Origin of the sequence: Cupriavidus sp. SIMBA_020, assembly GCF_046535395.1 — a bacterium.
In the GTDB taxonomy this organism is placed as follows: domain Bacteria; phylum Pseudomonadota; class Gammaproteobacteria; order Burkholderiales; family Burkholderiaceae; genus Cupriavidus; species Cupriavidus campinensis.
Window position 1 is genome coordinate 274,732 of record NZ_JAWRWU010000002.1, and the last position, 12,304, is coordinate 287,035.

Consider the following 12,304-nt stretch of genomic DNA (forward strand, 5'->3'; position numbering starts at 1 on the left):
ACTGGGCCGGACCGGATCAGGGCTGGATATTGAACGTCTTGACGATGCCCGCGTTGCGGTCGAACTCGGCGCGTACGGACTGGGCCAGCTGCGGCAGCGGCAGTTCGGCAATGGGCTCGTAGCCGAGCGCTTCCATGCGGGCGCGGACCTTGGGCGTCTGCGCGGCCTTGTCCACGGCGGCCTGGATCTTGCGCGCCAGGTCTTCCGGCATCTGGCCCGAGGCCACCACGCCGATCCAGTTGCTGAAATCGACGTCCGGATAGCCGAGTTCCGTGAACGTCGGCACCTCCGGCAGCAGCGGCGAGCGCGTCTTGGCGGCCAATGCGTAGGGCTGGAGCTTGCCGGCCTTGATCAGCGGCAGCGAGGTGACCATGCCGTCGTACATCACGGCGATCTGGCCGCCCATGACCTGCGTCAGCGCCGGGCCCGAGCCCGCGAACGGCACGTGCTGGAGGTCGATGCCGGCCTTCTGGTTGACGATCATCCCCGCGTAGTGAGAGGCCGTGCCGGCGCTGTACGAGGCAAAGCCGAGCTTGCCCGGATGCGCCTTGGCGTAGCTGACCAGGCTCTTGAAGTCCTTGGCCGGCAGCTGCGGCGCGCCAACCATCAGCAGCCGCGAACGCGCAATGGCGGCCACGGGGCGGATGTCCTTGAGTGGATCGAAGGCGCTCTTCAGCACGTGCGGTACCTCGGTCAGCACATTGCTGGCCGTGACCATGATGGTCTGGCCATCGGCCGGTGCGGCGATCAGCGTGTGGATGGCGATGCCGCCACCCGCGCCGGGCTTGTTGTCCACCACGACCGGTTGGCCGAGATCGGCGGAAAGCTGTTCCGCCAGCAGGCGGGCGACCACGTCCATGGTGCCGCCGGCAGGGGCCGGCACGAGCATGCGTACCGGCTTGTTGGTCCAGGCAAACGCGGCTGGCATGGCCAGCGCGAGCAGGACAGCCACGGCGGTGCGCCGCGGTATCAGGTGGGCAAGGCGTTGGGCCATGCGGGTCTCCGTTCGATGTATTGGAATAGTAGGGCAGGCACGCTCAGGCGGCGTGCCCTGTTCCCGCATTGCACGGGCTGCAGGGGGTGCAGGGGGTGCCGGCATCGCTGCCGGGATTGCTGCCGGGATTGCGGCGCTGGGCGATGGCCGCCAGCGTGGCGGTGCGCTCCAGCAGCGTCATGCGGGGCCAGCGGCCGATCTCCAGGGGTGTGCGGCGACACCCCTGGCAAAACTGGCCGGACAGGTCCATGCGGCAGATATTGATGCAGGGATCGGTCAGTGCGTCCATGTCGTGCGCCAGCGCATATCAGGCAGGGCGGCGCGGCAGGTTGCGCTCGCCGGCCCGGCGGTTCGGGGCCATGCCGTGCGCGCGCAGCGTCTCTTCGGCGCTGTCGTACCAGGTGCCGATGCGGTAGATCTCGCGGGCTTCCTTGCCGGTGGCGATCTCGCGGCCCAGTTCATTGGCCACGCGCACGCACTGCTGGATCTGCTGTACCGAGCTCATGCGCCGGCCGTGCTGGTCGATGATGGTGTCCTCGATGCCGCAGCGCGGGTGCAGGCCCATCGCCATGGCCATCATGTTGAACGGCAGCACGTTCTTGAGCAACGACTCGGCCGTCAGCGTGCAGCCATCGGGCGCGCGGTGGATGAAGTTGAAGAAGTTGAACGGGTTGGGGCCGTCGAAGCCGCCGCCGATGCCGATCCACGTCAGGTTCAGCGGACCCATGTAGACCCCGGCGCGCACCAGGCGCTCGAGCGTCTCCAGCGCGTGCATGCCGGTCAGCTGGAAGTGCGGCTGCACGCCGGCGCGTTGCAGGCGGCGCAGGTGCTCGGCCACCCAGGCCGGGCCGGCCGGTACCGTCATCTCGCTGTAGGCCGCCTGGTACGCCGGGTTCTCGAGCGAGGTGCCCGCCACGTACTCGGGGTACAGCAGCTCCATGATGTTCATCTGCGTGGTGTTGATGGCCACGGTCACCTGGTCGGGCTTCGGCGTGAGTTCGGCCAGCATGTGGCGCGTGTCGTCCGAAAGCCATTTGGCGGCCTCGCCTTCGTCTTCCGGCGCGAACGAGATCGACCCACCCACCTGGATGATCATGTCCGGCACGGCCTTGCGCACGCCGGCAATCAGCTCGTTGAACTTGGACAGGCGCTTGGAGCCCTTGCCGTCGAGTTCGCGCACGTGCAGGTGCAGCACGGTGGCGCCGGCCTCGTAGCAGTCCACCGCCTTCTGGATCTGGGCGTCCATGGTGACGGGGATGTCTTCCGGGAAGTCCTCGGGCATCCACTCGGGGCCGTACGGCGCCACGGTGATGACCACTTTGTCCATGTTCTCGGGGTGAAGGGAATCGTCAAGAAACTGCATGTTGTCTCCTCGCTCGGTGCGGTGGGATTGTGCGGACGGCGCGCGGGGCGCCGGTGTCCGAAGTATCGGCCAGCGGGTATACGCGGTTTGACATGACGGGACATTGAATTAACCTGTGGGGACACCCCGGGAAAGCACGCATCCATCCTTCTATGTGCCTATGTCCTATACGTTGCGCGGCGCCAGCCTGACCCATTACGTGGATGTGGCGCGGGCCGTCGGGCTCGACCCCTACCAGCAGCTGCGTGCGGCGCGCATCGCCCGCGCCGCGCTGCTCGACCCCGACCTGCGCATCCGGGCCGAACTGGTGGGCGGGCTGCTCGATGCCTCGGCAGAGGCGGCTGGCGTGGACGACTTCGGCCTGCGCATGGCGGCGCTGCGCGAGTTCTCGAACCTCGGCCCGCTGGCCTTCGTGGTGCGTGAGGCGCCCACGCTGCGCGAGGCGCTGGCGTCGATGGTCCGCTACATGGGGCTGCAGAACGAGGCGCTGGGGATGTGGGTGGAAGAGGCGGGGCCGCTGGTGGTGATCCGGCTCCAGATCCTGAGCGAGCGGCCCGGCACGATGCGCCAGGCCACCGACCTGGCGGTGGGGGTGATGTTCCGCATGCTGCGGCTGTTCCTCGGCACCGGGTGGCGGCCGCGCAGCATCAGCTTCACGCACGCGGCGCCGGCCAGCACGGCCACGTCGCTGCAACTGTTCGGCATGGCGGCGGACTACGGGCAGGATTTCGATGGCATCGTCTGCCAGGCGGCGGATTTGCAGGCGCCGCTGCCGTCCTACGACCCGGTGATGGCGCGGCAGGTGAAGCAATACCTCGGCACGCTGCTGGCGCAGTCGTCCGCGACGATGCAGGACCAGGTGCGCAAGCTGGTCTACGCGCTGCTGCCCACCGGCCTGTGCTCGGTGGACCGCGTGGCCCAGCATCTCAGCGTGGACCGGCGCACCGTGCACCGGCGGCTGGCGCAGGAAAAGACGACCTATTCCGATGTGCTCGATACGGCGCGCGCGGACCTCGTGCTGCGGTATATCGAAAACGCCACGCGGCCACTCTCGGAAGTGGCCACGCTGCTTGGGTTTTCATCGCTCAGTGCATTCTCGCGCTGGTTCACCGGCCGCTTCGGCTGTAGCGTCACGGCGTGGCGCATGGGCAAGGCGGGGGCAAAAACGACCGCCGCCGGCTGAGGGGGTAACCGAGGGGCCGGCGGCGGTTTGAGCACGGGGCTCAGAAGCGGTGGCGGATGCCCACGGCGGCGCCGATCATCGACCGTTCGCCATTGCCCAGCGCGTAGCTGTTGCCGAGCGAGAGGCTGTTGGCGTAGACCGTGGCCAGCGACTCGAGCATCAGGCCGGCGTTCTTGGCGTAGGCCGTGGTCAGGTACACGTCCGTGCGCTTGGAGAACGCGTAGTTGGCCACGAAGCCGATCTGCCACGGATTGGCGAGCTGTGTCGCGCCGGCCAGGCTCTTGAGATCGTCATAGTGATATTCGAGCGTCAGGCCGACGGCCGGCGTGAGCTGGTAGAGCGCGCCGATCCAGTACAGGTCGTCGCGCTGGATCACCGTGCCGCCCGCGTTCTTGTTCTGGCCCCAGCGGTAGCCAGCCATGATCTTGGCATTGCCAAAGCCGTAGCTGCCGCCGATGGCCGCCTTGCGCAGCGTGCCGCTGCTGGTGCCGATGGTGGGGTTCCACTGGTCGTAGCCGACGGTCAGGCCGAACGGGCCCGCCGCGTAGGCCACGGCCGCGCCGTAGGCGGTGTCACGCCGGAACGAGCCCGGCACCTCGCCGTTGCCGCCGATCGGCGTGGCCACGCCCACCGTGGCCGGCAGCGCCAGGCCGGTGCCGAACGACCAGTGCGCCAGCGCCGTGACCGGGCCGAACTGGCCCGTGTACTTGATGGTGTTGTCCTCGCGGAAATTGGCGCCGGACTGCAGCACCACCGGCTCGTACTGGGTGGCGTAGGCGGTGGGCGAGAAGTTGGCCAGTGCTTCGAACATCGATGTGTACTGGCGCCCGAAGGTCAGCTGCCCGAGCCCCGCGCGCTGCAGGCCGACAAATGCCTGGCGCCCGAACATCCGGCCCGACTGCTGCAACGTGCCCGAGTCGAGGCTGAAGCCAGATTCCAGCACGAACATGGCCTTCGCGCCGCCGCCCAGGTCCTCGGTGCCGCGAATACCCCAGCGGGAGCCGGCAAGGCCGCCCGAATTCATGCGCACCACGTCGTGACCCTGCCCGCGGTTGAACTGGTTCGTGGCGACCGGCACCGCGCCCACGTGATTCGCGTATTCGACGTTCACGTCGGCCACCCCATACAGGGTGACCGTCGATTGTGCTTGTACTGCACCCGTTCCCGCAGCGGTCATCAGCGCCGCTGCGGCAATATTCCTGGCCTTCATGTTGTCTCCGTGTCTCGGTTCGAGTTATGTGCAACCGGGTCGGAGTATTGGCGGAACGGGCGCCGCCGATTTGACCGTGGGGGACAATCCTTTTTCATTTCGGGACAGATCGGGAAAACACGAATCTGCCCTGCAGGACGGACGCAGCGCCCGCTTCACAACTGCGATTCGATCGGAAACAGCCCCATGAACCACACGCCAACGCGCCGCAGCACCGAGGACTCGGGCTCGGTGGTCAGCGGGGCGGCGTCCGGGTTCGCTTCGTCGATCCAGATCAGTTGGCGGCCCCGTTCCGGGTCGTTTTCCTCCGCGAGCCGCCACGCGATACGCCCCAGGTTCGGCAGGATCGCGCCGGCCACCTGCGCGGCCAGCGCGGGGCTCACGCAGACCACGCCCAGCTCCGTGTTGAGCTGCACCGAGCGCGGGTCCAGGTTCATCGAGCCGATAAAGACCGTACTGTCGTCGGCGACGAAGGTCTTGGCGTGCAGCGACGCGCGCGAGCTGCCGAACGCCGACAGCCTGGTGCTGGCCGATTTGGCCGATTTGGCCGACGTTCCCGAGGTTCCCGGCAGCGTGTCCGGGTCGCGCATCGGCTTGACCTCGTACAGCGTCACGCCCATGCGCAGCAGGGTCTCGCGGTAGCGCTTGTAGCCGGCGTGCACGGCGGCCACATCGGTAGCCGCGAGCGAGTTGGTCAGCACCGTCACGGCCACGCCGCGCTCGCGCAGCGCCCGCAACCACGCCACGCCAGCCTCGCCCGGTACGAAGTAGGGCGAGACGATCAGCAGCGTCTGCTGCGGCTGCATGTTCAGCGCGCGTAGCTGGGGCACCAGATGCCCCGCCGTGTCGTCGGCGGCGCGCGTGATCTTGCCGGGATCGTCATAGAGCAGCGCGGCGCGGCCCCACGTGGCGGCGGCGGGCGGCTCGGCGAGTACCTGCCGGAGCCGCTCGCGCGCGTGCACGGCGTAGGGGTGGTCCTGTTGCGCCGCCGCCAGCGCGTCCAGCCGCGCGCGCAAGGTGGCCACGGCCTCCGGGTCGGCGCTGCGGCCGGTCAGCGTGCCCACCGGATAGGCCGCCGCGCTGTTCCAGTAGGCGTCGAACGCGCCGGAGACCTCGCGCACGATGGGGCCGTGCGTCAGCACGTCCAGATCGCCGAAGCTGACGTTGGGCGAGGCGCCGAAGTACTCGTCGCCGATATTGCGCCCGCCGACGATGGCGGCCTGGTTATCGGCAATCAGCGCCTTGTTGTGCATGCGCCGGTTCACGCGCGAGAACTCCAGCAGCGCGCCGGCACGCCGGAAGGCGCGGCTGGCCACCGGGTTGAAGATGCGCACCTCGATGGCTGGATGGGCGTCCACGGCCAGCAGCAGGTTGTCGTCGGCGCCCACGCCGATGTCGTCCAGCAGCACCCGCACACGCACGCCCCGGTCTGCCGCGCGCAGCACGGCGTGGGCCAGGGATCGGCCGGTGGCGTCGTCGTGCCAGATGTAGTACTGGAGGTCGAGCGAGCGCTCGGCCTTTTCCGTCAGCAGCACCCGGGCGATCAGCGCGTCGACGTTGTCCGCCAGCAGGTGGAAGGCGCTCTGGTCTGGCGGGTCAGGGCGACGCTGCGCGGCAAGGCGGCCGAGCGTGGTCTGAGCGGTGTCTGTCATCGCGTGGCTCGGTTCGCCGTCTGCCGGGGGCAGGCTGGCGCAGGCGGACAGCAGGGCGGCTGCCGCCATCGCGACCATTGCTACCCGGGCCAGCGCGCGCGCGGCAGCGGTCATGCAGGTCTCCCGGGAAAGGACAGGCCGCCGGCGCCGGCCAAGTCCAAAGGCCAATACAAAATGGCGCCGGCGAAACCGAAAATGGGAATGCTTGCCCCGGGAAAAGCAAGCGTCACGGCTACGCAAAGTGGTGCTAAGAACATAGTCCGGCATCGCGGAGATTGCAAACCGCTTCCCGGAGAGAGGAGGCAGCCATGGCTCGTTGGCTCGAGCGACTGATGTCCTGCGTGCGCGTGCTGGTCGCCGTTGCGTGGCTTGCCATGTTCGCCGCACCCGGCGTCACGGCGGCGCAGACCCCTGCACCCGCCGCGCCGCCCGCATCCGGCGCGCCCGCCGCGCCCACCTTCAAGCCCGAGGAACTCGAGTCCCTCGTCGCGCCCATCGCGCTCTATCCCGATTCCGTGCTCTCCCAGGTGCTGATGGCGTCCACGTATCCGCTGGAGATCGTGCATGCCGCGCGCTGGGTCAAGGCCAATCCCAACGTAAAGGGCGACGCCGCGGTCAAGGCCGTGGAGAACCAGACGTGGGATGTCAGCGTGAAGTCGCTGGTGGCCTTCCCGCAGGTGCTGGAGCCGATGAGCGACAAGCTGGACTGGACGCAGAAGCTGGGCGACGCGTTCCTGGCCCAGGAGCGCGACGTGCTGGCGGCGGTGCAGCGCCTGCGCGCCCGCGCCCGGGACTCCGGCAACCTCAAGACCAACGAACAGCAGAAGGTGATGGTGGAGCCGGCGCCGGCGCCGGTGCAGGGCCAGCCGCCGCCGATTTCCGAGACCATCATCCGCGTCGAGCCGGCCAATCCGCAGGTCATTTATGTGCCGGCTTACAACCCCACCGTGGTCTACGGCTCGTGGGGCTATCCGAGCTATCCGCCGTATTACTGGCCGCCTTATCCGGCCTATTACCCGGGCGCGGCGCTGGCCACCGGCTTTGCCTGGGGCGTGGGGCTGGCGGCGGCGGGCGCGATCTTCGGCGGCTGCAACTGGGGCGGCGGCGATGTGAATATCGACGTCAACCGCGCCACCAATATCGACCGCAACTTCGACCGCACCAAGGTGCAGGGCGGCGGCAAGTGGCAGCACGACGCCAGCCACCGGCAGGGCGTGGCGTACCGGGACAACGCCTCGCGCGAGAAGTACGGCAAGAATTCGGGCGGGGCGGACCGCCGCAACGACTATCGCGGCAGGGAGGGCGGACGCGAGGGTGGACGCGAGGGTGGACGCGAGGGTGGCCGCGAGGGTGGACGCGAGGGTGGACGCGATGGCGTCGGCGGCGATCGGGCAACAGCGTCTGATCGGTCAGCGAATCGGGGCGACCGCCAGGGCGGTGCCGGTGACCGCGCGCAGGCCGGCAATCGCCAGGCCAGCGACCGCAGCCTCAGCACGGACCGCAGCCGGGGCGACATGGGCTCGGGCAGCGGGGCAGGCCGGGACAACGCCTTCCAGGGCGTGGGCGGCGGGCAAAGCGCACAGCGCGATATGGACCGTGGCCGCGCCAGCGCGCAGCAATCGAGCTTTGGCGGCGGGCAGGCGAGCAGCCGTGGCGGTGGCGGTGGCAATTACGCGGGCAGCCGTGGCGGCGGGGGAGGCGGCGGCTTCAGCGGCGGCGGCGGCCGTGGCGGCGGTGGGGGTGGCCGTGGTGGCGGCGGCAGGCGCTGAAAAAGGGGAGACGATGACCGCGCGATCAACGCGCCGCCAGGGGCGGCTTGCCGGAAGGGCCCGCCGGATGGCGGCCATGACAGCCATCGCGATGGCCTTGACATGGCCATGGGCGGGCCCGGCGTGGGCCGCCAGCCAGCGGCATTTCCCATCGCCCGAAGCCGCCATGCTGGCGTTTGGCGACGCCGTGGCCACCAGCGACGACGCCGCGCTGGGCACCCTGCTAGGTGCCGACTACCGGCGCCTGATCCCGCCCGTTGGCGCGGACGCGCGCTACCGGTTCCTGAGCGCCTGGAGTGTGTCGCACAAGATACTTCCCGAGGGCGCCGACCGCGCCCACGTGGCGGTGGGCGACGATGGCTGGACCTTGCCGGTGCCACTGGTGAAGTCGGCCCAGGGCTGGTACTTCAACGTGCCGGCCGGCGTGCAGGAGATACGCGTGCGCCGCATCGGGCGCAATGAGCTGGCCGTGATGCAGACCATGCTGGCCATCTGCGACGCCCAGCGCGACTACGCGAGCGTCGATCATGACGGCGACGGCGTGCTGGTCTATGCCGGCAAGCTCTCCAGCTCGCCGGGCAAGCGCGACGGCCTGTACTGGCCCGCGCGCGGCGGCGAGCCGCCGAGCCCGCTGGGGCCGGCCTTCCTGGCCGCCGGCAAGGGCAACACCACGCAGGACGGGTACCACGGCTATCGCTATAAATTGTTGACGGCGCAAGGACCGGCGGCGCCCGGCGGTGCGTACGACTACGTGGTCAACGGCCGGCTGTTCGGCGGCTTTGCCATCGTGGCGTGGCCCGTGCGATATGGCGACACCGGCATCAAGAGCTTCATGGTCAACCACGAGGGGCAGGTGTACGAAGCCGACCTCGGCCCCAACAGCGCGGCGCGCGCGCAGGCCATGACCCGCTTCGATCCGGGCCCGGGATGGGTGAAGGCGTCACCTTGAGCACCCCGGCGCCGCCCCCCACCGGCGCCGCCCAAGTGCAGGTAAGGTTTGCAATTGCGTAAGCTGCCCACTAATGTGAAAGCCGAACCATACATAGATCACGAATCTGGCGAATTCGCTTTGTCGTCTTTCTTGACGATTCCTGGCCGTTACCGGGGTGCAGCGCAACGTATATCCGGGCGCAGTACGCGCACACCGCGCAATCAGCAAAACATGGACGCACAGGCTCCAGGGGGTAATTGCCATGAATCGTCGCTCGTTCACTGGCCTGCTCGGCGTGGCCGCGCTGGCCGGTCTCAACGCCGCCTGCACCACCACATCCGGTTCCGCGTCGGATAACGCCAGCAAGCGCAAGGAAATCGACACCGGCGCCGATGGCGCGCTGAATCGGCTCTATGGCTCGGTCAACGGCGCGCAGTCACTGGCCAGCAAGGCCAGCGGGATTCTCGTCTTTCCCAAGATCATCGCCGCCGGGCTCGGTGTCGGCGGCGAGTACGGCGAGGGGGTGCTGCGCGTTGCCGGCCAGCCGGCGGGCTACTACCGCACCTCCACCGCGGCGTTCGGGCTGATTGCCGGCGCGCAATCCAAGATGCTGGTGATGATGTTCATGACGCCGGAAGCCTTGCAGGGCTTCCAGCAAAGCAAGGGCTGGACGGCCGGGGTGGACGGCTCGGTCGCGCTGGCGAAGATCGGCGCCAACGGGCAGATCGACACCAACACGGCACGCGCACCGATCATCGCCTTCGTGATGACGAACGCCGGCCTGATGGCGAATCTCTCGCTGGAAGGAACCAAGATCGGCAAGCTCGACATCTAGCCGAGCCACGCGGAGAGACCGCATGAGCCGATCCCCCCGGTTGCCGCATGGTCCGACCTGGCTGCTGGCGCTGGCCAGCGTGGCCGCTGGCTGCCTGGTGGCGGACGCGCTGTGGCGCGTGCTGCCGCACAGGCGCACCGCGCCGCGTGCGCACCCGCCGGCGCAGCGCCCCGGCCGGCTGCGGCGGCGCGGCGAGAACAGCCCCGATGCCGACTATGCCTCGCTGATGCGCTCGTCCCGGCTCTCCAGCATGGGCGAGCTGGCCGGCTCGCTGGCCCATGAACTCGACCAGCCGCTGACCGCCATCGTCAGCAATGCGCAGGCGGCGCGCCAGTACCTGGCGTCCGACGTCATCGACCTGGACGAGGTGCGCGAGATTCTCAAGGACGTGAACGACGAAGCGTGCCGCGCCAGTGCCACGGTGCGGCAGATTCGCGCGCTGATCAAGGGCGAGTCCCGCGTGCTGGGGCCGCTGGACATCGGCACCGCCATCGACGAGGCCGTGGCACTGGTGCGCGGCAACGCGCTCGGGCGCGGCATCGTGCTGACCCGGCAGGTGGCGTCACCCCTGCCGCGTGTCAATGGCGATGCGGTGCAGATCCAGCAACTGCTGCTCAACGTGCTGCTCAACGCCTGCGATGCCGTGGACCGGGGCGTGCCCGGCAGCGGCACCCCGCGCGAGGTCACGGTGATCGCGCGCGTGGCGGATGGCATGGTGCAGATCGCGGTGCGCGACAGCGGCGCCGGCGTGGACCCCGGCGACCTCGAGCACATCTTCGAACCATTCGTCACCTCGAAGCCGCAGGGCATGGGCCTTGGGCTGTCGATCAGCCGCGCCATCGCGGCGCGCCACGGCGGCACGCTGGAAGCGTGGAACAACGCGGACCGTGGCATGACATTCCAGTTTTCACTGCCCCAGGAGGGCATGCCCACACGGCGCGGCGTGCGCATGCCGCGCGGGCATGCCATGGCCGAATCGTCTTTCAAAGGGTAGCGCCATGAGCGAACACGTTCCCACGGTGTATATCGTCGACGATGACCCGGGCGTCGTGCGCGCGCTGGTGCGGCTGGTCAAGGCGCACGGCTACCAGGCGGTGGGCTTTGGCGATGCCTGGGCCTTCCTCGACGCCCGCGCGGCGGACCCGGGCCCGGCCTGCGTGATGCTGGATCTCCAGATGCCGGGCATGGACGGCATCGCGCTCCAGCGCCGGCTCGACGGCGAGCTGCCGGTCATCTTCGTCACGGGTCATGCCGATGTCCCGTCCACGATCCTGGCCATGCTCGCCGGCGCCACGGATTTCCTGCTCAAGCCGGTACAGGAAGACGCGCTGCTGGCGTCGCTCGAACGGGCCTGCCGCTGCGCCGTGGCGCGCCACCTGGAGCATGAGGAAATGGCCGGCCTGCGCGAGCGGCTGGAGCGCCTGACCCCGCGCGAGCGCGAGGTGATGGCCTGGGTGGTCACCGGCCGCCTGAACAAGCAGGTGGCCAGCGAACTGGGCACGGTGGAGAAGACCATCAAGGCCCATCGCGCCAGCGTCATGCGCAAGCTCGAGGTCGGCTCGCTGGCCGAACTGGTGCGCATGGCCGACAAGCTCGGCCTGCCCGCCGTGGCCGCCGCGCGGACACCGCACCGCGCCGGTGCGGGCGCCGGGGCCTGAACCTGACCTGAATCTGAGCCGAGCCTGACCCGAGCCTGACCCGAGCCCGAGCTGAACCTGATCGCTCCCCACGCATACGGGTGAAGGCAGGCGTGGGCGGGGCGCTCCCCCGTGGCATGCTGCGCCGCATGGGCGGGACCATGGCCCAATATCGCGGGGGCGGGGCATCTCGTAGGCTACGAGCAGGAGCGATGCTTGCGCGATTGCCGATCCTGCCGATGGTCAACCTGTGGTCAATCTATGGGGCCTACCGAGAGCTTTGTCGTCATTGTCGATGACGACGACGCCGTAGCCCGCGCGATTGCGCGGCTGCTGCGCGCCGCCGGCGTCGTCGTGGACACCTACGCCAGCGGTCTGACGCTGCTGGAGCGGCTCCAGGCCGACCCCGGCTACCGCCCCGACTGCGTCATCCTCGATGTCTGCATGTCCGATATTGACGGCCTGGAAGTGCAGCAGCGGCTGATGCCCATCGGCCTGCCCGTGCTCTTCATCACCGCCTACGACGTCCCCGAGGCCCGCACCCGCGCGCTGGCCAATGGCGCGCTGGGCTACCTGCGCAAGCCGTTCATCGCGTCCCAGCTGCTCGCCCTGATCCCGCCCCGCCGGCCCTGAGGCGGGGTGGCCCTTGGTCCAATTGCCAATGATTGCGGCGCGGCACAAGCTAGGTCGAGAAGCGCCCACTGCATGGCGTGGGCGTGGCATGTGTGGA

General features: G+C 69.1%; 12 protein-coding genes. 7 read left to right on the forward strand and 5 right to left on the reverse strand.

The window, feature by feature from the left end:
• Nucleotides 1-16 precede the first annotated feature (16 nt).
• Genes SB751_RS05435 through SB751_RS05445 form a run of 3 tightly spaced genes read right to left on the reverse strand, consistent with a single transcriptional unit; the run spans nt 17 to nt 2,357 of the window.
• The gene (locus tag SB751_RS05435) at nt 17-994 is read right to left on the reverse strand and encodes a Bug family tripartite tricarboxylate transporter substrate binding protein (RefSeq protein WP_144197866.1); all 978 of its coding nucleotides are present in this window, start codon (nt 992-994) and stop codon (nt 17-19) included.
• Nucleotides 995-1,037: 43 nt separating this feature from the next.
• Entirely contained in the window at nt 1,038-1,283 is a 246-nt protein-coding gene (locus SB751_RS05440) for a DUF1289 domain-containing protein (RefSeq protein WP_144197867.1), read from the reverse strand.
• 18 nt (nt 1,284-1,301) lie between these two features.
• Complete coding sequence (locus tag SB751_RS05445; protein WP_144197868.1) at nt 1,302-2,357, reverse strand: 3-keto-5-aminohexanoate cleavage protein; 1,056 nt, start codon at nt 2,355-2,357, stop codon at nt 1,302-1,304.
• A 160-nt stretch (nt 2,358-2,517) separates the two neighbouring features.
• On the opposite strand from SB751_RS05445, the gene SB751_RS05450 reads away from it, so the two are divergent.
• Nucleotides 2,518-3,540 carry an AraC family transcriptional regulator gene (locus tag SB751_RS05450; RefSeq protein WP_144197869.1) on the forward strand — a complete coding sequence of 341 codons (1,023 nt, stop codon included), beginning with the start codon at nt 2,518-2,520 and terminating at the stop codon, nt 3,538-3,540.
• Between the two features lie 40 nt (nt 3,541-3,580).
• On the opposite strand, the gene SB751_RS05455 is transcribed toward SB751_RS05450, so the two are convergent.
• A complete protein-coding gene (locus SB751_RS05455) occupies nt 3,581-4,750 on the reverse strand; it encodes a porin (RefSeq protein ID WP_144197870.1) in 1,170 nt (389 codons plus the stop codon).
• A gap of 155 nt (nt 4,751-4,905) precedes the next feature.
• On the reverse strand, nt 4,906-6,516 hold the full coding sequence (locus SB751_RS05460) for a phospholipase D family protein (protein ID WP_244845046.1): 1,611 nt from the start codon (nt 6,514-6,516) through the stop codon (nt 4,906-4,908).
• A gap of 194 nt (nt 6,517-6,710) precedes the next feature.
• Here SB751_RS05460 and SB751_RS05465 point away from each other — a divergent pair, with 194 nt between their 5' ends.
• From SB751_RS05465 to SB751_RS05490, 6 genes are all read left to right on the forward strand, one after another.
• Nucleotides 6,711-8,171 (forward strand): DUF3300 domain-containing protein, encoded by a 1,461-nt coding sequence (locus tag SB751_RS05465; protein ID WP_211944012.1) that lies wholly within the window; start codon nt 6,711-6,713, stop codon nt 8,169-8,171.
• Between the two features lie 67 nt (nt 8,172-8,238).
• Nucleotides 8,239-9,120 carry a DUF2950 domain-containing protein gene (locus SB751_RS05470; protein WP_246118958.1) on the forward strand — a complete coding sequence of 294 codons (882 nt, stop codon included), beginning with the start codon at nt 8,239-8,241 and terminating at the stop codon, nt 9,118-9,120.
• Between the two features lie 244 nt (nt 9,121-9,364).
• Nucleotides 9,365-9,937 (forward strand): YSC84-related protein, encoded by a 573-nt coding sequence (locus tag SB751_RS05475; RefSeq protein WP_144197873.1) that lies wholly within the window; start codon nt 9,365-9,367, stop codon nt 9,935-9,937.
• A 22-nt stretch (nt 9,938-9,959) separates the two neighbouring features.
• The gene (locus tag SB751_RS05480) at nt 9,960-10,931 is read left to right on the forward strand and encodes a sensor histidine kinase (RefSeq protein ID WP_211944010.1); all 972 of its coding nucleotides are present in this window, start codon (nt 9,960-9,962) and stop codon (nt 10,929-10,931) included.
• A gap of 4 nt (nt 10,932-10,935) precedes the next feature.
• A complete protein-coding gene (locus tag SB751_RS05485; protein ID WP_144197875.1) occupies nt 10,936-11,595 on the forward strand; it encodes a response regulator transcription factor in 660 nt (219 codons plus the stop codon).
• A gap of 240 nt (nt 11,596-11,835) precedes the next feature.
• Nucleotides 11,836-12,207 (forward strand): response regulator transcription factor, encoded by a 372-nt coding sequence (locus SB751_RS05490; RefSeq protein ID WP_144197876.1) that lies wholly within the window; start codon nt 11,836-11,838, stop codon nt 12,205-12,207.
• The last annotated feature ends 97 nt before the right edge of the window (nt 12,208-12,304 follow it).

Bases quoted from the DNA above. Each gene is read 5' to 3' on its own strand.
- SB751_RS05435 (WP_144197866.1), bottom strand. From the start codon at position 994: ATGGCCCAACGCCTTGCCCACCTGATACCGCGGCGCACCGCCGTGGCT.
- SB751_RS05440 (WP_144197867.1), bottom strand. From the start codon at position 1,283: ATGGACGCACTGACCGATCCCTGCATCAATATCTGCCGCATGGACCTG.
- SB751_RS05445 (WP_144197868.1), bottom strand. From the start codon at position 2,357: ATGCAGTTTCTTGACGATTCCCTTCACCCCGAGAACATGGACAAAGTG.
- SB751_RS05450 (WP_144197869.1), top strand. From the start codon at position 2,518: ATGTCCTATACGTTGCGCGGCGCCAGCCTGACCCATTACGTGGATGTG.
- SB751_RS05455 (WP_144197870.1), bottom strand. From the start codon at position 4,750: ATGAAGGCCAGGAATATTGCCGCAGCGGCGCTGATGACCGCTGCGGGA.
- SB751_RS05460 (WP_244845046.1), bottom strand. From the start codon at position 6,516: ATGACCGCTGCCGCGCGCGCGCTGGCCCGGGTAGCAATGGTCGCGATG.
- SB751_RS05465 (WP_211944012.1), top strand. From the start codon at position 6,711: ATGGCTCGTTGGCTCGAGCGACTGATGTCCTGCGTGCGCGTGCTGGTC.
- SB751_RS05470 (WP_246118958.1), top strand. From the start codon at position 8,239: ATGGCGGCCATGACAGCCATCGCGATGGCCTTGACATGGCCATGGGCG.
- SB751_RS05475 (WP_144197873.1), top strand. From the start codon at position 9,365: ATGAATCGTCGCTCGTTCACTGGCCTGCTCGGCGTGGCCGCGCTGGCC.
- SB751_RS05480 (WP_211944010.1), top strand. From the start codon at position 9,960: ATGAGCCGATCCCCCCGGTTGCCGCATGGTCCGACCTGGCTGCTGGCG.
- SB751_RS05485 (WP_144197875.1), top strand. From the start codon at position 10,936: ATGAGCGAACACGTTCCCACGGTGTATATCGTCGACGATGACCCGGGC.
- SB751_RS05490 (WP_144197876.1), top strand. From the start codon at position 11,836: ATGGGGCCTACCGAGAGCTTTGTCGTCATTGTCGATGACGACGACGCC.